The sequence below is a fragment of the Klebsiella sp. 141240 genome (assembly GCF_050600805.1).
Classification (GTDB): Bacteria; Pseudomonadota; Gammaproteobacteria; order Enterobacterales; family Enterobacteriaceae; genus Klebsiella; species Klebsiella aerogenes.
This window is the reverse complement of sequence record NZ_JAQIRK010000004.1, coordinates 460,580-482,454: the sequence shown is the minus strand read 5'-3', so window position 1 is coordinate 482,454 and position 21,875 is coordinate 460,580. Positions and strand designations below refer to the sequence as shown.

Annotated in this window: 22 protein-coding genes and 1 pseudogene; 15 read left to right on the top strand and 8 right to left on the bottom strand. The window is 56.9% G+C overall.

Going from position 1 to position 21,875, the window contains the following annotated elements; genetic code table 11:
- The 4 genes and pseudogenes from PGQ95_RS10850 to clcB all read left to right on the top strand — a co-directional run.
- A pseudogene (locus tag PGQ95_RS10850) lies at positions 1–97 on the top strand (dimethyl sulfoxide reductase subunit B); the annotation flags it as partial.
- A gap of 1 nt (position 98) precedes the next feature.
- Positions 99–956, top strand: a complete 858-nt coding sequence (locus tag PGQ95_RS10845) for a DmsC/YnfH family molybdoenzyme membrane anchor subunit (protein ID WP_430918039.1) — start codon at positions 99–101, stop codon at positions 954–956.
- Between the two features lie 42 nt (positions 957–998).
- The gene (gene dmsD, locus PGQ95_RS10840; protein ID WP_430918037.1) at positions 999–1,607 is read left to right on the top strand and encodes a Tat proofreading chaperone DmsD; all 609 of its coding nucleotides are present in this window, start codon (positions 999–1,001) and stop codon (positions 1,605–1,607) included.
- 101 nt (positions 1,608–1,708) lie between these two features.
- A complete protein-coding gene (gene clcB, locus PGQ95_RS10835) occupies positions 1,709–3,004 on the top strand; it encodes a voltage-gated ClC-type chloride channel ClcB (RefSeq protein ID WP_430918035.1) in 1,296 nt (431 codons plus the stop codon).
- On the opposite strand, the gene bioD is transcribed toward clcB, so the two are convergent.
- The 3 genes from bioD to PGQ95_RS10820 all read right to left on the bottom strand — a co-directional run bounded on the left by bioD (position 2,957) and on the right by PGQ95_RS10820 (position 6,026).
- Positions 2,957–3,652, bottom strand: coding sequence for a dethiobiotin synthase (bioD, locus tag PGQ95_RS10830; protein WP_430918033.1), 696 nt, complete (start codon positions 3,650–3,652; stop codon positions 2,957–2,959). The genes clcB and bioD overlap by 48 nt on opposite strands.
- Before the next feature lie 127 nt (positions 3,653–3,779).
- On the bottom strand, positions 3,780–5,000 hold the full coding sequence (mlc, locus tag PGQ95_RS10825) for a sugar metabolism global transcriptional regulator Mlc (RefSeq protein WP_087858535.1): 1,221 nt from the start codon (positions 4,998–5,000) through the stop codon (positions 3,780–3,782).
- A gap of 123 nt (positions 5,001–5,123) precedes the next feature.
- Complete coding sequence (locus tag PGQ95_RS10820) at positions 5,124–6,026, bottom strand: LysR family transcriptional regulator (protein ID WP_213317617.1); 903 nt, start codon at positions 6,024–6,026, stop codon at positions 5,124–5,126.
- A gap of 131 nt (positions 6,027–6,157) precedes the next feature.
- Here PGQ95_RS10820 and PGQ95_RS10815 point away from each other — a divergent pair, with 131 nt between their 5' ends.
- Positions 6,158–7,408 carry an MFS transporter gene (locus PGQ95_RS10815; protein ID WP_063447887.1) on the top strand — a complete coding sequence of 417 codons (1,251 nt, stop codon included), beginning with the start codon at positions 6,158–6,160 and terminating at the stop codon, positions 7,406–7,408.
- A 35-nt stretch (positions 7,409–7,443) separates the two neighbouring features.
- Here the strand turns inward: PGQ95_RS10815 and PGQ95_RS10810 are convergent, their stop codons facing one another.
- On the bottom strand, positions 7,444–7,536 hold the full coding sequence (locus tag PGQ95_RS10810; RefSeq protein ID WP_020078946.1) for a KPN_01571 family protein: 93 nt from the start codon (positions 7,534–7,536) through the stop codon (positions 7,444–7,446).
- 194 nt (positions 7,537–7,730) lie between these two features.
- Here PGQ95_RS10810 and PGQ95_RS10805 point away from each other — a divergent pair, with 194 nt between their 5' ends.
- Positions 7,731–9,218, top strand: coding sequence for a carboxypeptidase M32 (locus tag PGQ95_RS10805; protein ID WP_430918030.1), 1,488 nt, complete (start codon positions 7,731–7,733; stop codon positions 9,216–9,218).
- A gap of 172 nt (positions 9,219–9,390) precedes the next feature.
- Positions 9,391–9,810 (top strand): acid resistance repetitive basic protein Asr, encoded by a 420-nt coding sequence (asr, locus tag PGQ95_RS10800; protein WP_113374707.1) that lies wholly within the window; start codon positions 9,391–9,393, stop codon positions 9,808–9,810.
- A 158-nt stretch (positions 9,811–9,968) separates the two neighbouring features.
- Here the strand turns inward: asr and PGQ95_RS10795 are convergent, their stop codons facing one another.
- A complete protein-coding gene (locus PGQ95_RS10795; RefSeq protein WP_183269045.1) occupies positions 9,969–10,226 on the bottom strand; it encodes a hypothetical protein in 258 nt (85 codons plus the stop codon).
- 653 nt (positions 10,227–10,879) lie between these two features.
- Between PGQ95_RS10795 and PGQ95_RS10790 the strand changes: the two genes are divergently transcribed.
- Positions 10,880–11,692 carry a trypsin-like serine peptidase gene (locus PGQ95_RS10790; RefSeq protein ID WP_162750230.1) on the top strand — a complete coding sequence of 271 codons (813 nt, stop codon included), beginning with the start codon at positions 10,880–10,882 and terminating at the stop codon, positions 11,690–11,692.
- Here PGQ95_RS10790 and PGQ95_RS10785 read toward each other — a convergent pair whose 3' ends face one another.
- The 3 genes from PGQ95_RS10785 to mdtJ form a co-directional block, all read right to left on the bottom strand.
- Positions 11,693–13,849, bottom strand: coding sequence for a putative bifunctional diguanylate cyclase/phosphodiesterase (locus tag PGQ95_RS10785; RefSeq protein ID WP_411324831.1), 2,157 nt, complete (start codon positions 13,847–13,849; stop codon positions 11,693–11,695).
- Positions 13,850–13,950: 101 nt separating this feature from the next.
- Positions 13,951–14,280: a multidrug/spermidine efflux SMR transporter subunit MdtI gene (gene mdtI / locus PGQ95_RS10780; RefSeq protein WP_087858531.1), complete on the bottom strand. Its 330-nt coding sequence runs from the start codon at positions 14,278–14,280 to the stop codon at positions 13,951–13,953.
- Entirely contained in the window at positions 14,267–14,629 is a 363-nt protein-coding gene (gene mdtJ, locus PGQ95_RS10775) for a multidrug/spermidine efflux SMR transporter subunit MdtJ (protein WP_087858530.1), read from the bottom strand. Before mdtJ ends, mdtI begins: the two co-directional genes overlap by 14 nt.
- 448 nt (positions 14,630–15,077) lie before the next feature.
- Here mdtJ and PGQ95_RS10770 point away from each other — a divergent pair, with 448 nt between their 5' ends.
- From PGQ95_RS10770 to PGQ95_RS10740, 7 genes are all read left to right on the top strand, one after another.
- Positions 15,078–16,112, top strand: coding sequence for an AI-2E family transporter (locus PGQ95_RS10770; RefSeq protein ID WP_087858529.1), 1,035 nt, complete (start codon positions 15,078–15,080; stop codon positions 16,110–16,112).
- A 224-nt stretch (positions 16,113–16,336) separates the two neighbouring features.
- The gene (gene mdcA, locus PGQ95_RS10765; protein WP_430918028.1) at positions 16,337–17,992 is read left to right on the top strand and encodes a malonate decarboxylase subunit alpha; all 1,656 of its coding nucleotides are present in this window, start codon (positions 16,337–16,339) and stop codon (positions 17,990–17,992) included.
- Positions 17,992–18,834, top strand: coding sequence for a triphosphoribosyl-dephospho-CoA synthase (locus PGQ95_RS10760; RefSeq protein WP_004190298.1), 843 nt, complete (start codon positions 17,992–17,994; stop codon positions 18,832–18,834). Before mdcA ends, PGQ95_RS10760 begins: the two co-directional genes overlap by 1 nt.
- Before the next feature lie 17 nt (positions 18,835–18,851).
- Positions 18,852–19,151: a malonate decarboxylase acyl carrier protein gene (gene mdcC / locus PGQ95_RS10755; protein WP_008805033.1), complete on the top strand. Its 300-nt coding sequence runs from the start codon at positions 18,852–18,854 to the stop codon at positions 19,149–19,151.
- On the top strand, positions 19,144–19,977 hold the full coding sequence (locus tag PGQ95_RS10750) for a biotin-independent malonate decarboxylase subunit beta (RefSeq protein WP_430918025.1): 834 nt from the start codon (positions 19,144–19,146) through the stop codon (positions 19,975–19,977). Before mdcC ends, PGQ95_RS10750 begins: the two co-directional genes overlap by 8 nt.
- The gene (mdcE, locus tag PGQ95_RS10745) at positions 19,977–20,777 is read left to right on the top strand and encodes a biotin-independent malonate decarboxylase subunit gamma (protein WP_087858525.1); all 801 of its coding nucleotides are present in this window, start codon (positions 19,977–19,979) and stop codon (positions 20,775–20,777) included. The genes PGQ95_RS10750 and mdcE overlap by 1 nt, the downstream gene beginning before the upstream one ends.
- 136 nt (positions 20,778–20,913) lie before the next feature.
- Positions 20,914–21,873 (top strand): AEC family transporter, encoded by a 960-nt coding sequence (locus tag PGQ95_RS10740; protein ID WP_004148291.1) that lies wholly within the window; start codon positions 20,914–20,916, stop codon positions 21,871–21,873.
- The last annotated feature ends 2 nt before the right edge of the window (positions 21,874–21,875 follow it).

Here is a 21,875-nt window from a genome sequence, read left to right as displayed (position 1 = left end):
GCACTTCACCAGGCCGAGCATTGTGATAAAACCAAACGCCAACAGCCGTCCGTGCGGCGATACCACCGGCTATCTGGCCAATCCGAAGGAGGTCTGAAATGGGAAATGGATGGCATGAATGGCCGCTAGTTCTGTTTACGGTACTGGGGCAATGCGTAGCTGGCGCAGTCATCGTCAGCGGCCTGGGCTGGGTGTCGCTCTCCGGTCAGCGCGAATCGCGAGAGCGACTGGTGCGCAGTATGTTCTTTATCTGGCTATTGATGGGAATAGGTTTTCTCGCGTCTGTAATCCATCTCGGCTCGCCGCTACGGGCATTTAATTCACTGAACCGCGTTGGCGCTTCAGCGCTCAGTAATGAAATCGCCAGCGGCGCCCTCTTCTTCGCCGTTGGCGGATTCTGGTGGCTACTGGCGGTGCCAGGAAAAATGCCGGCGACGCTCGGCAAAATCTGGTTGTTTCTCACCATGCTGCTGGGGTTGCTGTTTGTGATGGCGATGACCCGGGTCTACCAGATTGACACCGTGCCGACGTGGTACAATGGCTACACTACCAGCGCGTTCTTCCTGACGGTACTACTCAGCGGGCCGCTGTTCGCCGCCCTGCTGCTGAAGCTGGCGAAAGTTGACTTCAACGGCTGGTTTTTTGCCGCGATTAGCGTTGCCGCCCTCATCATCAGCGTGGCCGTTGTTGTCTTACAAAGCGCTAACCTCGGCACGATCCACAGTTCAGTACAACAGGCGAACGCCCTTCTCCCGGATTACGGCAGACTGCAGGTGCTACGGCTGCTCCTGCTGGCGCTCGGTCTCGGCTGCTGGCTGTGTCCGTTAATCCGCCGCCAGCCGCCGCGCGCCACCGGGTTATTCATCGGGCTGGTATTGGTTTTAGTCGCGGAGTGTATAGGCCGCGGCCTGTTTTATGGCCTGCATATGACCGTGGGTATGGCGGTTGCGGGTTAACGAAACGGCGCGCCTGTGCGCGCCGCAGTAAGGAATAGGGTAATGATGCAGATCCCAAATCGCGACGCCGTCGCACTAAGCGCCCGCACGTTGGGCGCGCTGTTCTCTTTTGCACCGAATAGCAAGCAAAACGCGCCGCTGGTCGCCGCTTTTCTCGATGGTAGCTGGCAGCCGCAGTGGCCGTTCCCGGTCTCCGATTCACTGGCAATAGACTTCGCCGCCAGCAGCGACGAGGCGCTGCCGCAAGCCTGGCAGCGTCTGTTTATCGGCCCATGGGCGCTGCCCGCTCCGCCATGGGGCTCGGTGTGGCTGGATAAAGAGTCGGTGTTATTCGGCGACTCTACGCTTGCGCTGCGCGAATGGATGCGGGCCAGCGGTATCGCGCTGGATATTGAGCGCAACGAACCCGAAGACCACTTCGGTACCTTGCTGCTGCTGGCCGCATGGCTGTGCGAAACAAATCAGGATGAGTTGTTTACTCAACTGCTGGCTTGGCATTTACTGCCGTGGTCCGGGCGTTTCCTGAGCGTCTTTATTGAAAACGCAGGGCATCCGTTCTATCGGGCGCTGGGCCAACTGGCGCAGTCGACGCTGGCTAACTGGCAGGAAAATTTGCCCATCGCGGTGGCGGAAAAACAGCTGTATCGTTAACTCACCCGCCGCGTCGATCCCCGGCGCGGCACTTATAGCTTTTGCATCTAAGGTTATTCCCTATCACAATAACGCTATGACTCCCAATTTCACTCCCGCCTATGCATCGTCTTCATAACTATCCTGATGTGCAGGTGATGTTCCGTCGCCTGATCATCGCCACGCTCGTCGGCATCTTTGCGGCGCTGGCCGTGGCGCTGTTTCGCCACTCGATGCTGGCGCTGGAAACAATATTTCTCGGTAACGATAGCGGTAGCCTGGTGAACGCCGCGCAGTCGCTGCCGTGGTGGCGTCGGCTGCTGACGCCAGCGCTTGGCGGGCTCGCCGCCGGGACATTGCTGTGGCTATGGCAACGGCGTAGCGTCTCGCGTCCGCACGCCCCGACCGATTACATGGAAGCGCTGGAAACCGGCGATGGCTGTTTCGATACGCCGGCAAGCCTCGTGAAATCGCTGGCGTCGCTGCTGGTGGTTGTAACCGGCAGCGCCATTGGCCGCGAAGGGGCCATGATCCTGCTGGCCGCGCTGGCCGCCTCGCTGTTCGCCCGCCGTTTTACGCCGCGCGCTGAATGGAAGCTGTGGGTCGCCTGCGGCGCTGCCGCCGGGATGGCCAGCGCCTATCATGCGCCGCTGGCGGGTAGCCTGTTTATTGCCGAAATTCTCTTCGGCACCCTGATGCTGGCCTCGCTCGGGCCGGTGGTGATCTCTGCGGTGATCGCCCTGCTGCTGACCAATCTACTCAACGGCGGCGCCGCGCCGCTGTACCACGTCGTCTTTCAGCAAAACCTGACCGCGCTGCATTACGCATTAATGCTGGCAACCGGCCTGCTGGCCGGGCTGTGCGGGCCGCTATTCATCTGGCTGATGGACTACAGCCACCGTGGCTTCGTGAGACTGAAACTGTCGCCGCCGTGGCAGCTGGCGCTGGGAGGCCTCATCGTCGGCATGTTATCGCTTATTACCCCGGCGGTGTGGGGCAACGGTTATAGCGTTGTGCAAAGCTATCTGCTATCGCCGCCGCTATTTAGCGTCATTATCATCGTCTTTGTCTGTAAGCTGTTGGCGGTGCTGGCCAGCAGCGGCTCCGGCGCGCCGGGCGGCGTTTTTACCCCGACGCTATTCGTCGGGCTGGCAATAGGAATGCTGTTCGCTGCTTTTAGCGGTATGTGGCTGCACGGGGATCGCGATATGGCGATTATGATTGGTTTAACCGGAATGGCGGCGTTTCTCGCTGCAACAACGCATGCGCCGATGATGTCGACGCTGATGATTTGTGAAATGACCGGGCAGTATGTGCTGCTGCCCGGTTTATTGATCGCCTGCGTACTGGCGTCGGTACTGTCGCGGACGTTACGCCGGGATTCGATCTATCGCCATTACGCTGCCGAGAACGTCTAAATCAACATACTGGCTGAGTTCACGCTGTTCAGCGCGCGGCAGATAAGGCAGCTCGCCAATCAGCGGCACGGGCAGCTTTTTGCTCAGCACATCGATGATTTCAGCGTAGTGCGCAAGACCAGGGTTAATGCGGTTGGCGACCCAGCCGATTAACGGCAGACCATCGTTGGCCACCGCCTGAGCGGTCAATAACGCATGGTTGATACACCCTTCCTGAATGCCCACCACCAGCACCACCGGCAGTTGCTCCTGCACCACCCACTCGGAGAGCGGGCGTAAATCGTTCATCAGGCTGCGCCAGCCGCCGGTACCTTCCACCACGACATGATCCACTTTGCCGCTGAGCTGCTGTAGGCCGTCGCTTAATAAGCCGTAGTTGATCGGGCAGCTGTGCGCCACGCTGCTTTCTTCTTCACTTAACGCGATGGGATTGACAGCATCATACGGCAGCGACAGCGTCGACACGCTCTGTAAGACCAGCGCGTCTTTATTACGCAGTCCGTCCGGCGTCTCTTTGCTGCCCTTCGCCACAGGCTTATACCCGGCGACGCTTTTACCGCTGGCAGCAAGTGCCTGCAGCAGCGCGCGGGAAACCACCGTCTTCCCGACAGCAGTGTCAGTACCTGTTATAAAGAAACGCTTAAACATCACTAACCCCAAAGTTGTGTATACGAAAGATACATAAGAGAAATAATCAACAGTGGGAAAAGTCTACGCGAAGCCGCCGGGGCTCAGATTGAGATAGCGCAATTTTTGGTGCGACTATGAAAAAATGTTAACCCTGTAACAGTCGGATAAGGAGCGATCCGTTATAGAGGGCGTCTTTCACCAAAGCCGCGCCAGCCATCGTTCCGCGGTTTGAGAACTGGGTACTCTCAACCGCGATATGACGACTATAGGCCGGTAGCGCCTGTTGCCGAATACAGTCAGAAATTGCCGGAAACAAAATATCGGACGCCTGGTTGAACGGCGAACCAATAAGGATTTTTTGCGGGTTAAACAGGTTGACCATGATAGCCAGAATACGCCCTACATGGGCGCCAACGCCGGTAATGATATCCCGCGCCAGTAAATCACCCTGCTGCGCCGCCTGGCATAACCATTCAACGCTTAACTGCTGTTGATGCAGCATAGAGCTCATCGATTTTGCCATGCGCATCTGCGCCAGCTCCAGCACGCTTTCGACACTGGCGATGGTTTCCAGGCAGCCGTGGTTGCCGCAATAGCAGCGTTTACCATAAGGATCGACCTGGGTATGGCCAATCTCCACCAGGCTGCTGCTGCCGGCGTGCAGCAGGCGGCCATCGGTGATCACTCCCGCGCCGACGTTGTGGTCGATCACCACCTGGATGACGTCGCGCGCGCCCCGTGATGCGCCGAACAACGATTCGGCCATAGTCCAGGCGCTGATATCGTGCTGTATATAGACCGACACCCCGGTGTGATTAGCCAGCGCTTCGCCAAGCGGCATGTCTTTCACATCATCGTAAAATGGCATCCGGTGAATGATGCCGTTTTCAGTATCGATGATCCCCGGCAAGGTGATGGCGATAGCGGTAAGGCGCTCAAGCTTGTGCTGATGGCGAATAAAAAACTGATCGATTTGCTCGATGATCCGCGTCAGCAGCGGTTGCGCATGCTGCAGCGGCAGATCCAGTTGTTCTTCCACCACCAGCTTGCTGCTCAAATCGCGCAGCGCCAGGTGGATTTCCCCCCGACTGATGCGCAACGACAAATAATGCCAGGCTTCCGTTTCAACCATCAGCCCGACCGCAGGGCGGCCGCGGCTCCCCGGCTCCTGGATTTCTGTCTCCTGCACCAGATGCGCTTCCAGCATCTCGCGAACAATTTTGGTAATGCTGGCCGGCGCCAGTTGCGCAAATCGGGAAAGGTCGATACGCGATACCGGGCCAAGCTGATCAATCAGGCGATACACTGCTCCTGCGTTGGTCTGCTTTATTTGATCGATATGGCCTGGTTGACTGTCCGCTACCACCATTGACTCCCTTATTTTCGCGCTTCGAAATAAACTTCCGGCTATGGTGAAGCACTTCGATGGTACACGTCAAATTTTTACTTAGCCTTGTGATTTACCGCACATTTTTGGCTCTTTTTTGTCTCATTTTGCTAATGCGGCGGCGGCGAGAAGATAATCGCGAAAACGCTGCGCCGCCAGCCCCTGTTCGCGGTGTTTGGCCCACACCAGCCACATTTCCGATACCGCATCGGGTTCACTAATCGGCAGCCAGCGCATTTCATTCAACTGCACCCGCTTAAACGACGCCGGTAGGATCGATACCCCAAGACCAGAAGCCACCAGGCCGATGATGGTCATTGCTTCGCCGACCTCCTGGGTGATAACCGGCGCGGTACCGTAGCGACGCATCAGCCCGAGAATATCGTCATACAGGCCGGTACCAACATGCGGATCGAAAAAGACAAACGGCTCGCGCGCCAGCTCAAGCAGACTGACCGCCTGTTGACGAGCCAAAGGATGATCGCTGGGCACCATCGCCAGTAGCGGTTCGCGCAGCACCTTTTCCCAGCACAACGTATCCGGCAGTTGCGTGTTGCGCATCAGGCCAAGGTCAAGCGCCCCTTCATTCAACGGCACTATCTGTTCGCGGGTGTTGGTTTCGCGGGTTTGAATATGAACATCGGGAAATCGCCGACGAAAAGTAGAAAGCGTATCGGAAACCGCTTTGATGAACGGCGCGGATGAGGTGAAGCCAATACGCAGTTCACCGGTTTCGCCGTGATGCAGGCGCCCGGCGCGGGCGGCGGCGTCTTCAACCTGCGACAGAATTTGTCGGCTATCGGCGAGGAACTGCTTCCCCGCAGGAGTCAGGCTAACGCTACGGTTGGTGCGGGCAAACAGCCGCGCGCCAATTTGCTGTTCGAGAATCTGAATTTGCTGGCTTAACGGCGGCTGGGAGATGTTGAGGCGCGCCGCCGCGCGGCCAAAATGTAGCTCTTCTGCTACGGCGACGAAGTAACGCAGATGACGCAGCTCGATATTCATATTTAAAACATCTTATTTGAGATTATTAATATATTAGACGGAATATTTACAATTTTATACCCTAAAAATGTGAGCTGAATGGTCACATCAGTTTGTTTGTAATCCAGCGGTATATAAGCAAGGAATTCTCCGTGAGTAACACAACAACCGCCGGCACCGCGCCGGCGAGCAGCGCCAGCGATAAGGCCGTAAACCAGCCAAATCAATTTATTAAACGCGGTACCCCGGCGTTTATTCGCGTCACCCTGGCGCTGTTTTCCGCCGGACTGGCGACATTCGCCCTGCTCTACTGCGTGCAGCCTATTCTGCCGGTGCTGTCGGGCGAGTTCGGCGTAAGCCCTGCCAGCAGCAGTATTTCGTTATCGATTTCCACCGCGATGCTCGCCGTCGGGCTGCTTTTCACCGGACCGCTGTCTGATGCCATTGGTCGTAAACCGGTGATGGTCACCGCCTTACTGTTGGCGGCGTGCTGCTCATTATTATCCACGATGATGACCAGCTGGCACGGTATTCTGATCATGCGCGCGTTGATCGGCCTGTCGCTTAGCGGCGTGGCCGCCGTGGGAATGACTTATCTCAGCGAGGAGATCCACCCAAGCGTGGTGGCGTTTTCGATGGGGCTTTACATCAGCGGTAACTCAATAGGCGGCATGAGCGGCCGCCTGCTCACCGGGGTCTTTACCGATTTCTTCGGCTGGCGCGTGGCGCTGGCGGTGATAAGCGCCTTCGCCCTCGCAGCGGCAATTATGTTCTGGCGTATTCTTCCCGAGTCTCGCCATTTTCGCCCTATTTCGTTGAAACCGAAAACGCTGCTGATTAACTTCCATCTGCACTGGCGCGATCGCGGACTGCCGCTATTGTTCCTCGAAGGTTTCCTGCTGATGGGCGCATTTGTGACCCTGTTCAACTATATTGGCTACCGCTTGATGATGTCGCCATGGTCGCTGAACCAGGCGGTGGTTGGCCTGCTGTCGGTCGCCTACCTGACCGGGACCTGGAGTTCGCCAAAAGCCGGCGCGCTGACGGTGCGCTATGGCCGCGGGCCGGTGATGTTGTTCTTTATTGCGGTGATGCTGTTTGGCCTGCTGATGACGCTATTCTCGCCCCTGTGGCTGATTTTCATCGGCATGCTGCTGTTCTCCGCCGGCTTTTTTGCCGCGCACTCGGTCGCCAGCAGTTGGATCGGACCACGGGCGCGTCGCGCGCGCGGCCAGGCATCCTCGTTGTACCTGTTCAGTTACTATCTCGGTTCCAGTATTGCGGGGACGCTCGGCGGGGTCTTCTGGCATCATTACGGCTGGAACGGCGTCGGCGGCTTTATCGCGCTCCTGTTAATGGCCGCGCTGCTGACCGGCGCCTGTTTGCACAACCGCCTGAAATAATCGTTAAACGACGTGACCTTACGGGTCACGTCCGCTCACCACAGCCCGAGCACCGACGGCAACCCCAACAGTTCTCTGAGAGCATCCATAGAAAGCAGTGCGAAAAACACCCACGTGAACGGATTCATACTCGCCTCCGCTGACAGCCAGCGCCTGTAATTAGTGTAGTCGCTGGCGAGGCGCGCCGTCCGTTATGGTATTCACATACGCATTTTTCGCCGCACGCAAAATGTCGTTCCCACGACTCGACCAAATCCCCCCGACGCGCTAGTGTACCCTCTGACAACAGATTTATTTCACTCGCCACAGGCCAGCAGAGACTATGACTGAAAACAACAACTATCAGCAGCTCACCCGCACATTCCAACGGCTCTCCCGCTTCTCTCACCTTGCCGCCATCGCCGGCTGGGATATGTTCGCCATGATGCCGCCCGGCGGCAGCCGCGCGCGCGGCGAAGCGCTGGCGGAGCTCGGGGTGCTGCAGCACCAAATTTTGACCAACAAGAAGGTTGGTGAATGGCTGCGGCACGCCCAACAGGAAGACCTTAACGATCTGGAGCAAGCTAACCTGCGCGAAATGACCCGGCAGTACCAGCAGGCGGCGCTACTGCCGGAAAGCCTGGTAGAGGCGAAATCACTGGCCGGCAGCCGCTGCGAACATGCCTGGCGCAGCCAGCGTCCGGCTAACGACTGGCAGGGATTTGCCGAAAACCTGCGCGAAGTCGTTAAGCTCAGCCGCGAAGAGGCGCAGATCCGAGCCGAAGCGAAAGGGTGTTCCCGCTATGACGCCCTGCTGGATATTTTTGAACCCGACATGACCAGCGCGCGTCTTGACGTGCTATTCGCCGATCTGAAATCCTGGCTGCCGTCGCTGCTGGCAAACGTCGTCGATAAGCAAGCGCAGAAAACGCTGCTCGAGCCGCAGGGGCCCTTCGCCATCGCCGATCAGCGCGAGCTGGGGCTGGAAGCGATGCGGGTTTTAGGCTTTGATTTTGACGGCGGGCGTCTGGATATTAGCGCACACCCCTTCTGCGGCGGGGTGCCAGAGGACGTCCGGATCACCACCCGCTATAACGAAAACGATCTGCTCAGCGCGCTATTTGGCGTGATCCACGAAACCGGCCACGCGCGCTATGAACAGAACCTCCCGCGTAACTGGGTCGATCAGCCGGTTGGGCTGGCTCGCTCAACGGCGATTCATGAATCTCAGAGTCTGTTCTTCGAAATGCAGCTTGGCCGCAGCGAAGCCTTCCTCAACCGCCTGCTGCCCGCCGTGCGTCAACGCTTTGGCGACCAGCCGGCGTTCAGCGCGGAAAACTTTATCGCCTGGAACCAGCGCGTGAAGCCGGGCTTCATTCGCGTCGATGCCGACGAAGTCAGCTACCCGGCGCACGTCATTCTGCGCTATGAAATCGAGCGGGCGCTGATCGACGGCGATATTGAAGTAGACGATATTCCAGCCCTGTGGGATGAGAAAATGCAGAGCTGGCTGGGTATTTCGACCCTCGGCAACTATCGTGACGGCTGTATGCAGGATATTCACTGGACCGATGGCGGTTTCGGCTATTTCCCTTCCTATACGCTGGGGGCGATGTACGCCGCACAGTTAATGGCGGCCGCCAGACGCGCGCTACCGAATCTCGCGCAGGATATCGCCGGCGGCGATTTTAACGCCCTGTTCGACTGGTTGCGGCAAAATATCTGGCAACACGGCAGCCGCTTTACCACTTCGCAGCTGATTAAAAATGCCACCGGCGAAGATCTCAACGGTGAGTATTTCCGCCAGCATCTTACCGCCCGTTATCTCTAAGCCTGCGCGCCGGGGCCTGCTCCGGCGCGTTTCGACTGACCAGACGGGTATTGTACAAACGGTTACACGCCGATACCAAACACTCACGGAAAGCTCGAAAAGACAAGCATATAGTTACTTCAACGGCCCCGCAGTGGGGTTGAAATGAAGAAACCTTTTCGAGGATATCAGAATGAAAAAAGTATTAGCTCTGGTCGTTGCCGCTGCTATGGGTCTGTCTTCCGCTGCTTTCGCTGCTGATGCAGTAAGCACCACTCAGGCACCTGCTGCTGCAACTCACAGCACCACTGCCAAGACCACTCACCATAAGAAACATCACAAAGCTGCCGCCAAACCGGCTGCAGAACAGAAGGCCCAGGCTGCCAAGAAACACAAAAAAGCCGCGGCAAAACCTGCAGTAGAGCAAAAAGCTCAGGCTGCGAAAAAACACCACAAAGCCGCCGCTAAACCGGCCGCGCAGAAAGCTCAGGCTGCCAAAAAGCACCACAAAACTGCCGCTAAACCAGTAGCGCAGAAAGCTCAGGCTGCCAAAAAACACCACAAAACCACTAAACACACCGCAGCTAAACCTGCTGCTCAGCCGGCTGCATAATCTTTCCGGTTAGTCTGGTTTTGTATAAATCGGCGCTGTTTCAGCGCCGTTTTTTTCTGGAGAGCGCTATGCTGCGACGTTATCGTTTTGAGCTCATCCTGATACTGCTGATAATCTGCGCGCTGGTGGCAACCCGCTTTTTCCTCTACTAGGCGTCGCTATTCATCCCCCTCAATGGGAAAACCGGCTGCACGTATCGCCTGACGGCAATCGCTGACTCCCGCCGCATATCCCGCTTCAATTTCGCATACCGGGCTCGCGCTGGAGAAAGGTAAGCGAATCGGCGTCGCCAGTTGACGTTCCAGCTCGCTAATTTTTTGCCGCGCCGCCAGCAGCTCCACCGCCAATTCAGCGGTCGACACTTCGCTATCTGCTCCTGCAATCACCGCCCGTAATCGCGTCTCATCGATAGTCATCATATCCGCCAGTTCTGCATTCACTGGCGGATATTATAGCCCACGCCACCTCACGGCGCTGGCGGATCATTACAGGGCATGTACCGCCTCAATGACGAGATAGCCCATCGCGCCCCACATAAAAATTGAAACCAGCGAAACATAAACTAATGCGCGAATACCTTGTTTAGACATACACCCTCCCACTGCGGGAAATGACATTGCGCTTATGATGGCCGGGTCAACCTCACATTTCACTCAATGGGAACCAGCGAAAACGATGTTTACAGTGAGAAAATGTTTCGTAGTGAAAATAATTGAGAAGATGGTAAAAAAACGCCAATGACGATGAACTTTCGTGCTCGCAAGGCGACTAAAACACCCGCAAAAAATTGCGCTTTGCGAATGTCCTGCAAGGCAAAGTGATTATTTTTCCCGCGCTTTACGTACGTTCCGATACACGAATTATGTTGCGTTACCCGCCGCTTTCTGCGGAAATGACAACAGCAGAGATAATGCGTTAACCATCTGAATTTACATGGTTCTTGCATAGATGAAATGACTTCAGGATTCATTTTAACTGCCGTTTGGCTTAATAAAAATTATTCTTAACTTTCATAAACTTAAATCTCCTGCTACTTTCAATAGACATAATTATCTCCCCAGAGAGTGATATGCGTAGAGACGTACTGTTATTACTGTGTTCGTTTTGTATTTTTCCTCTGTTTGCTCACGCCGATGATGACGGCATGAGCGCGAAAGATATCAAAACGCTTTTTTTCGGCCATGACGATCGTAAAGCGGTCAGCGACCCGGCCAGTTCCCCCTGGGATGCCATCGGCCAGTTAGAAACCGCCAGCGGTAATTTATGTACCGCAACGCTGATTTCGCCGCATCTGGCCCTCACCGCCGGTCACTGTTTGCTGCAGCCGCCGAAAGGCAAGCCGGATAAGGCCGTCGCGTTGCGTTTTATCTCGCGTAAAGGTAATTGGGTCTATGAAATTCACGGGATTGATGGCCGTACCGATCCGTCGTTGGGTAAACGGCTTAAAGCGGACGGCGATGGTTGGATTGTTCCGTCTTCCGCAGCCCCCTGGGACTTTGGCCTGATCGTCCTGCGCTACGCGCCCGGCGGCATTACGCCAGTTCCGGTTTTCCGCGGTGATAAAGAAGCGCTAACCGCGGCGCTGAAAGCAACGGACCGCAAAGTGACGCAATCCGGTTACCCGGAAGATCATCTGGATAGCCTCTATAGCCATCAGGATTGTCTGGTGACGGGATGGGCGCAGGCCTCAGTTCTATCACATCAATGCGATACGCTACCGGGAGACAGCGGTTCTCCGCTGCTGTTAAAAACGGAAAACGGCTGGCAGGTCATTGCGGTGCAAAGCTCGGCGCCGGGCCCGAAAGATCGCTATCGCGCCGATAACCGGGCTATTGCCGTGACCGGTTTTCTCGACAAGCTGGAAGCGCTGGCCAATGAGTGATTATCCCTGCTGCTGGCGCAGTTGAAGCAATGAATCGATCGGCATCGGTTGACTGAAATAATATCCCTGAAGTCGATCGCATCCCGCCCGCCGCAGCAGCGCCAGCTGCTGCTGACTTTCAACCCCTTCGGCAACCACGGTGATCCCCAGCGCATTAGCGATACGTACCGTGCCGCGCACCAGTTCTGCCGCCTGCGGGTCGACATCCACCAAGCCGGCTAACGACTTATCAATCTTCAGACTATCAAAACGACAGCTGCGTAGATAACCAATACTGGAATAACCAATACCGAAATCGTCCAGCGCGACGGTGATACCCAACGATTTCAGGTTTTCGATAGCCACGCGGGCGCGCTCCGGGTTTTCCAGTACGTAGCTTTCGGTCACCTCAAGCTGCAGGCGGCGCGCAGGAAACTGACAGCGTCCCAGGGTTTGGATCACCCGCGTTTCAAATTCCGGGTCGCGGAACTGCGCCGGTGAGATATTGACGGAAAGGAGCAGATCTCCCATCGGCTGTAAATCGTAACAGGCTTGCGCTAGCGCAAACTGACCAAGCGCGTAGATCAATCCGCTACTTTCGGCGATGGGAATAAAAGCATCCGGCGCCAGCGGGCCTTCAGGGCGCCGCGACCAGCGCAGCAACGCCTCTACGCCTTCCATCACCAGCGTATCGGCGTTGACAATCGGCTGATACCAGACATCAAATTCGCCTTTTTCGAGACCTTCGCGGATGCCATTTTCGATGTGTAGCTGGTGCTGGCGCGTTTCGTTAAGGGTGTCATCATACCAGGCCGCTCTCCCCTTACCGCTCTTCTTCGCGTGGTACATAGCCATGTCTGCGCGACGAAACAATTCGGTACTGGAACAAACCGCCGGCACGCCGCTGGCAATACCGATACTGGCGCTGATATATATTTTGCGCGCGCTGAGTTCAATGGGCGATTTTAATAATTCCAGTACCGCCCAGGCAAACGCCGAAGCCTGATTAACCGCTTGTTCACCGCTGACGGTCATGGCGAATTCATCCCCGCCCATCCGCGCCAGCATCGCCCCCGCCGGAACCCGATCCTGCAGTTCGCGGGCAATATGCGCTATCAGCGCGTCGCCAACGTCATGGCCGTAGTTATCATTAACGTCTTTGAAACCATCGAGATCGATAAATACCACGCTTTGCATTTCATTCTTGCCGCAGTCGCCCATCGTATTCAAACGTTCGATCAACGCCCGACGGTTCGGCAAACGGCTCAGCCAATCGGTCAACGCATTTTTTCGCGCCTGCTGTTCGCCGCGCGCCAGTTTGTATAGCCCCAGGCTACTGAGCAGAATGAATAGCAGAATTAAACTCGCCGCCAGAATGGCGATAAGCCTGATGCTGTTTGACGCGGCGCGCGCCGCCTCAGCACCAGGGAGACGCGGCTGCCAGCTCAGATATGCCAGCGTTTCGCCGCCTTCTGTACGTAATGGTACGCTGTATTCGCCGGCGAACTGCGTCGTATGCAGGCGATTAATCTGGAAAGTAGTCCCCAGGGTTTCCAGCATGGTCGGATTAATGTGTCGGGTAATGACCAGATAGCGACGGGTCTTGTCATAAACCGGCAAGCGGCCGATCGTCGGGCGAATCAAGCCGATACCGACAAACGCGATACCTGCGCGAGTACGGGTAATACCAGCAAAGGCATTTTCACCGCGTCTCAGCGCATCCGCGTGCTGCTCGATGAGGGTTCGCAACCCGCTGCCGAAAAAACCAATATCGGATTCGGTAAATGGCTCGCTGCGAAAAGCGCCCCACAGGATGCGGTAGTTTTCATCCAGGATAAAAGTGCCGTCGTAGAGATTATTAATCTTAAAACCCGATCCCCACGAATCATACAGCCAGTGTGAGTCAAGATGGGGCGTATAGGTTTGTTTAACCGCATCATCCCAAATCGAATTATCCAGTACCAATGACAGCACCCGATTGACCGATGTCTGTACAGCCCCTTCCACCGAGAGCATCGTACGGTGCTTATCAATTTCATTGGTTTTAATACTGACCAGGTGTTGTGACAAATAGAAGAGAGAAATAACGGAGACCACCAGCCCCAGGCCGGCGAGAAAGACCAGTACGGAAAGAATTTTGGCAGAAGGGATATTCCGCCAGCCTGGCAAAGGGATCATGCGCTGTCCTCATAGCGGCCTACAGAAAGGAAGCCGAATCTGCTTTTTAAGCGTAATACAGAGGACAGAATTTGCCGCCTGCCTACGCAGGCGGCATCATATCAAGCCAGTTTTATCAATACCATGCCGGCTACCAGCAGCACGACGCCTACCCAGCCTTTATGATTAAGGCGTTGTCCGAAGAGGATCCAGCCGGCGGCGATAGTCGCCGCGATCCCAAACCCGCCCCATAACGCATAAGCGACGGAAAGGTCGATACCTTTTACCGCCTGCGACAGGGCGCTGAAAGCGCCTAGCACCGCCGCCAGCGACAGAATACCGTAGGTCTTACGACGGAAACCGTCGGAAAACTTCAGAAATACGTTCGCGGTAATTTCCAGTACGATAGCCAGCGCCAGCCAGGCGCCGTGAATCCACTCAAACTGTTGCATGAGCTTTCTCCTCGCGCTGTTTCACCGCTTTCCTAGTGCCGGACTTAATCAGCACAATACCCGCGACCAGCGTTGCCAGCCCGGCCAGTTTTACGATAGACAGGCTTTCGTCAAACAGCAGCACGCTGAATACGGTAATTAATAAAATACCGATACCTTCCCATAGCGCATACGCCACACCGAGAGCAATTTTTTTAACGGCGAAGGCCAGGAAAATATATGAAAGCGCAATCATTGCCAGCATTAAAATATAGCCTGTATGACCGCCGCTGACGCTGGCCCATTTCATAGACAGCGTGCCGGTTATTTCAGCAACGATAGCTAAGGCTAATAAAATCCAATAAAACATAATCCCTTCTCCTGCTTGAGAATACAATCCATGACGGCTCACGAAGGTAAACCGAAAAAATTCTGACGTAGTTTTAGCCGTGCGCGGTGCGCCAGCTCAGGCAGAGAGAATGGGACTATAGCGCTGAGCGCCAGTGCTGTTCGCCAGCAAATCGGGAAAGGATGAAAGGTAATGCGTGATGAGTCGAAAAATAATGGCTGAACTGATTGTTCATAAAATTACAATTATCCGCGGTGTTGCTTCTCGTCATTGCGGAAAAAAATTGTCCTCGGTAGTTAAACACAAGTAAATTTGTACCATAGTGTTAATATTAACTCAAAGTCTTTGCAATTCTTTACGTCCAAGGTGCGATTTCGATTAGTATTTTCTCAAACTGATCTCCATCATAAACGCGAATAGCAAAGTCGCTATGATCAAGGACGTTTTCATCTCCAGCGTAAGGAACCCAATGGCCAAACCCATCATCACCCTTAATGGACTCAAGATCGTCATCATGCTGGGCATGTTGGTTATCATCCTTACCGGCATCCGCTTTGCCGCCGATATTATCGTCCCCTTTATCTTAGCGCTGTTTCTGGCGGTGGTCATTAACCCGCTGGTCCAGCTGATGGTGCGCTTCCGGGTGCCCCGGGTGCTGGCGATTTCTCTACTGGTGGGCGCCATCGTGCTGCTGGCGGTGGTACTGCTGGCGTCGCTTGGCACATCGCTTAACGAACTGGCGCGTACCCTGCCGCAATACCGCACGTCGCTGGCCGAACCGCTAAAAACGGTCACGCCATGGCTACAGCGCTTTGGATTTACCGTCTCCGCCATTGAGCTGAATAAGTATATCGACCCCAACGCGGTGATGACGCTGGTGACCAGTCTACTGACCCAGTTGTCGAATGCGATGTCGTCCATTTTCCTGTTGCTTCTCACCGTGGTATTCATGCTGTTGGAAGTGCCGCAGCTGCCCGCCAAGCTCCAGCAACTGATGTCGCGGCCGGTTGAGGGGATGGGCGCCATTCAGCGGGCGATTGATAGCGTGTCCCACTATCTGGTGCTGAAAACCGCGATAAGCCTGGTCACCGGGCTGGTGGTCTGGGGCATGCTGGCGCTGCTGGACGTCCGCTTCGCCTTTATGTGGGGGCTACTGGCCTTTGCGCTGAACTATATTCCCAATATCGGTTCGGTACTGGCGGCCATCCCGCCGATTCTGCAGGTGATGGTATTTGGCGGACTGTATGAGGCGCTGATCGTCACTGCCGGTTACCTTATTATCAACCTGGTGTTCGGCAATATTCTCGAACCGCGCATTATGGGCCGCGGGCTGGGACTCTCCACGCTGGTGGTATTCCTGTCGTTAATATTCTGGGGCTGGCTGCTGGGCCCGGTCGGCATGCTGCTGTCGGTGCCGTTGACCATCATTGTGAAAATCGCCCTTGAGCAAACCAACGGCGGGCAGAGTATTGCCTTCTTACTCAGTGACTTAAGTAAAGAATAATCGGCAATCTGGCTGGCCTATCCGCCAGCCTTCCCTCCTTTCATCTTTTCCGCTTAGACCGTTACTCCTTTTTTATTATTGATCCCCATCACAAATGGGCACATCCAATCATTACTCTAAAGCTAACGATTAGCCGGCGTGCTTAATTGATGCACAGCGCCGCGCATCGCACACTAACTTCCACCAGGACAAACGAAACGATTTGTCGAATCAGGAGGTTAACAATGAATGCTGAACAAACGACGGGACGGGTCTGGAACCGTCGCCGGACGGAAAAACAGCGGCGGCTGGCCGAAACGAAGATTGCCGGCAAAGTCATCCCCACTGACCAACTGGTCAGCGTACTGGAAAATCTGCTCGCCCCTGGCGACCGGGTAGTACTGGAAGGTAACAACCAGAAGCAGGCTGATTTCCTCTCCCGCATGCTCGCCGAGGTTAATCCGCAGAAAATCCACGACCTGCATATGATTATGCCAAGCGTCGGGCGCAGCGAGCATCTGGACCTGTTTGAAAAAGGCATTGCCCGTAAACTGGATTTCTCTTTCTCCGGCACGCAAAGCTTGCGCATCTCGCAGCTGCTGGAAGATGGCCTGCTCGAAATCGGCGCCATCCATACCTATATTGAACTCTACTCCCGCCTGTACGTCGATCTGTCGCCAAACGTCGCGCTGATCGCCGGCTATAAAGCGGACCGTAAAGGCAACCTGTATACCGGACCGGGTACTGAAGATACGCCAGCGCTGGTGGAAGCCGCCGCCTTCCACGACGGCATTGTGATAGCCCAGGTCAACGAACTGGTGGACGACGAATGCGATCTGCCGCGCGTTGATATTCCCGGCTCGTGGATCGATTACGTGGTGGTCGCCGACAAACCGTTCTTCATTGAACCGCTGTTCACCCGCGACCCGCGTCTGATTAAGCAAGAACACATTCTGATGGCGATGATGGCGATTAAAGGCATCTACGCGGAACATCAGGTGCAGTCGCTTAACCACGGTATCGGCTTTAATACCGCCGCCATTGAGCTGTTACTGCCCACCTACGGCGAACAGCTCGGACTGAAAGGCAAAATCTGTAAACACTGGACGCTGAATCCGCATCCTACCTTAATCCCGGCCATCGAAAGCGGCTGGGTGGAAAGCGTGCACTGCTTCGGCGGCGAACTGGGGATGGAAGAGTATATCCGCGCCCGCCCGGATATCTTCTTTACCGGCCCGGATGGCTCAATGCGTTCCAACCGCGCCTTCTGCCAGCTGGCAGGTCAGTACGCGGTAGATATGTTTATCGGTTCGACCCTGCAGGTTGATGGTCTGGCTAACTCCTCAACCGTCACCCGCGGTCGTCTTTCCGGTTTCGGCGGCGCGCCGAACATGGGTCACGACCCGCACGGTCGTCGCCACGCCACCCCGGCCTGGCTCAATATGATCACTGAACCAGACCCGATGCAGCGCGGTAAAAAACTGGTGGTGCAGATGGTCGAAACCTTCCAGGCCGGCGTGAAACCGACCTTCGTTGAAACGCTCGATGCGGTCGACGTCGCCAAAACCTCCGGCATGCCGCTGGCGCCGGTGATGATTTATGGCGATGACGTAACCCACGTGCTGACCGAAGAGGGTATCGCCTACCTGTACCGGGCGGAGAGCCTTGAAGAGCGCCGGGCGATGGTCGCCGCGGTGGCCGGGATCACCGATATTGGCCTCGGCGTGGACGCCAAACGCGTCGCCGCGCTGCGCCAGAGCGGCAAAGTCGTCTACCCGGAAGATATTGGCATTCGCCGCAGCGATGCCACCCGCTCGCTACTGGCCGCCGGCAGCGTCGCCGAGCTGGTGGAGTGGTCCGACGGACTGTACAACCCACCGGCAAAATTCCGGAGCTGGTAATGAAAAATCTCTCCCCCCTACACGCAGAAAGCCGCGTCAGCTGGCTGGCGCATACCGCCAGCGCGTGTCTGATTGACGAAGCCCGTCTGAGTCCGAAACCGGGTCTGGTCGATAGTCGCGGCAACGGCGCGCATCAGGATCTCAATCTGGACCTGATGGAACGCTCCGCCCGCAGCCTGCAGCCAACCTTTCACGCACTGGCGCAGCAAAGCTGGCAGCGTCCTGCGGATATCGCCCTGCGCGAAACCGTCGGCCGCCTCGGTCGCGAAGGTGAAGCGCAGATGATGATGGCGACAGGTGGAGTTAACACCCACCGCGGCGCCATTTGGGCGCTGGGCCTGCTGGTCAGCGCGGTGGCGATGTTGGGTGGAGAGGGTCAATCACAGGCGATCGCCGGGACCGCCGCCGCCCTTGCCCGCCTGCCTGACGGTTTCGCGCCGAAAAGCTTTAGTAAAGGGCTGCGCGCCAGCCGCCGTTGGCAGGTGCCGGGCGCACGCGAGGAAGCGCAGCGCGGATTTCCGCATGTTACCGCCCTGGCGCTGCCACAACTGCAGCAGAGCCGGGCGCGAGGCGCCAGCGAGCAGCAGGCGCGCCTTGATGCGCTGATGGCCATCATGACCTCGCTGAGCGATACCTGCGTGCTGTCGCGCGCCGGCATGAACGGGCTGCACGCCATGCAGCAAGGCGCCCGCGAGGTTCTGGCGGCGGGCGGTTGCGCCAGCGTCGCCGGTCGCGCCGCGCTGGCGCGCCTTGATGCGCAGATGCTGGCGCAAAACGCCTCGCCGGGTGGCGCGGCCGATCTCCTTGCCGCCACCCTGTTTCTCGACCGGGTTTCCGGCTAACGCATTCAGAGGATGTTATGGAACAGATTACATTGTCATTTCCTGCCAACCGCGCCCTCAGCGGCAAAGCATTGGCAGGAGTCGTAGGTTCAGGCGATATGGAAGTGCTTTATACCGCCGCACAGGGCGCCACGCTCAACGTACAGATCACCACCTCAGTGGATAACAGCCAGGCGCGCTGGCAGGCGCTGTTCGACAGGCTGAACCTGATCAACGGCCTGCCCGCCGGGCAGTTGATTATCCACGACTTCGGCGCCACGCCGGGCGTCGCCCGTATTCGTATTGAACAAGTATTTGAGGAGGCCGCTCATGCGTAACGATCGCAGCTTTATCGAACTGCGCGCTCGCGAACGCGCCCACGCCCTGCTGGACGATGGCAGCTACCGCGAACTGCTGGACCCGTTTGAAGGCATTATGTCGCCGTGGCTTGGCGCACAGGGCATCGTCCCGCAGTCCGACGACGGTATGGTGGTCGCCAAAGGCACTATCAACGGCCAACCTGCGGTGGTGATTGCCATCGAAGGCACCTTCCAGGGCGGCAGTATGGGCGAAGTCTCCGGCGCCAAAATGGCCGCCGCGCTGGAGCTGGCGGCGGAAGATAACCGCAACGGTATCCCGACGCAGGCGGTACTGTGCCTCGAAACCGGCGGCGTACGTCTGCAGGAGGCCAACCTCGGTCTGGCCGCCATCGCCGATATTCATGCCGCGATTGTCGACCTGCGCCGCTACGCCCCGGTGGTCGGCATTATTACCGGTACCGTCGGCTGTTTCGGCGGCATGTCCATAGCCGCGGCGCTGTGCAGCTACCTTATCGTTACCCGTGAAGCCCGTCTTGGCCTCAACGGCCCGCAGGTTATCGAGCAGGAGGCCGGTATTGAAGAGTATGACTCCCGCAACCGACCGTTTATCTGGAGTATGACCGGGGGTGAAATTCGCGCCGCCAGCGGGCTGGTCGACGCGCTGGTTAACGATGGCGTTAACGCCGTTAAAACCGCAATGAACGAGGCCATCGCCAAAGGCGTACCGGCACAGCACCGCAGCGACAATTATGACGATTATCTGCGTCGCTTGAGCCAATTCGATACCCGCCAGCAGGCGGACACCGCGCAGATTAAACAGCTTTTTGCCCGGGAGGATAAATAATGAGTCAGTTCCCAAACCGCGCCGCGCTATGGCTGAACAAACTGGCGCCCAACGCGCCGCTGATGAGCGGGCTATGCCCTTCGGTACAGGTCGCAGATGGCCAGATTAATGGCGAAAACGTCCGCTTTATCGCCGTGGTGCCTGACGCCAACAACCATTACCCGCGCGCTGCCGGTGGCGAAGTCGGCCTGCTGGAAGGCTGGACGCTGGCGAAAGTGGTCAATGAAACCATCGCCGCCGACGCCGATCGGCCTGGCAAACGACCGATCGTCGCAGTAATTGATGTCCCGAGCCAGGCCTATGGTCGCCGTGAAGAAGCCTTCGGCATCCACCAGGCGCTGGCCGGAGCGGCAGGCGCCTACGCCAAAGCCCGTCTTGCCGGCCACCCGGTGATTGGCCTGATCGTCGGAAAAGCGATGTCCGGGGCGTTTCTGGCCCACGGCTATCAGGCCAACCGCCTGATCGCCTTTAACGATAGCGGCGTGCTGGTCCACGCGATGGGTAAAGAATCGGCAGCGCGCATTACGCTGCGTACCGTAGAGGCGCTGGAGAAACTGGCGGCGACGATCCCGCCGATGGCCTATGACGTCAGCAACTACGCTACGCTCGGCCTGCTTTCCGCCCTGCTCGATATCAGCAATCCGGATGCGCCAGACGAAGGCGATCTGTCGCTGGTCAGCCGTACCCTGCGCGACGCCATCGCTGACGCGCGCACCGATACCTCACTGAAGTGTCGCCTGGGCGCGGAAAACCGCCGCAGCTCACAGCTGGTTCGCGATCGCATGCGCGCCAGCTGGTAAGACGTTCGTACGTAAGTAGTAGAAGAAAACCTGCCGGAAGCAGTCTCCCGGAGCGCGGAATACACGCTCCGGGAAGGGACGGCTTTTAGAAAAAATAACAATCGCGCCAGTACTCTATTTTATTTACAGGTGATTTATGACTTATGTGATTATTCATGCTCTTGCCCCGATTTTCGTTATCATGCTGCTGGGTTTCTGGGCCGGAAAGGCCGGGATGGTAGATAACAAAAACGTCTCGCTGCTTAATATTTTTGTAATGGATTTTGCCTTACCCGCCACGCTATTTAGCGCGACGGTACAAACGCCGTGGGCAGGTATCGTCGCCCAGTCGCCGCTAGTGCTGGTGCTGACCGGCGCGATGTGGATCACCTATGCCGCGATCTACTTCCTCGCCACCAGCGTGTTCAAACGCACGCCGCAGGATGCCGCGGTGCTGACCCTCACCGTCGCCCTGCCAAACTATGCCGCGCTGGGTCTGCCGATCCTCGGCAGCGTGCTGGGTGAAGGCGCGTCAACCTCGCTGTCGGTGGCAGTCTCTATCGCCTGCGGCTCGGTACTGATGACCCCGTTCTGCCTGCTGATTCTGGAACGTGAAAAAGCACGCGCCGCGGGTGAAAACAGCGGTTCTACGCTGGCGATGCTGCCGGTGCTGATGTGGCGTTCGGTGAAAAAACCGATCGTTTGGGGCCCGCTGCTTGGGGTGGTACTTTCCGCTATCGGCATTAAAATGCCGGACCTGCTGCTGGCGTCGATCAAACCGCTGGGACTGGCCGCCACCGCCGCCGCGCTGTTCCTCACCGGGGTGATCCTGTCGGCACGTAAACTGCAGCTCAATGCGCTGATCGCTACATCAACCATCGTGAAACTGCTGGTGCAGCCGTTTATTGCCTGGGGCCTGGTGATGTTACTTGGTCTGCACGGCTCTATCGCCATTACCGCGATCCTGATGATTGCGCTGGCCGCCGGCTTCTTCGGCGTGGTCTTCGGCAACCGCTTCGGCGTGCAGTCTCCGGATGCTGAAGCCGTGCTGCTGTTGAGCTCGGTTCTGTGTATCCTGTCGCTACCGCTGTTTATCTCTTTGACTTCAGGACTGTAAAC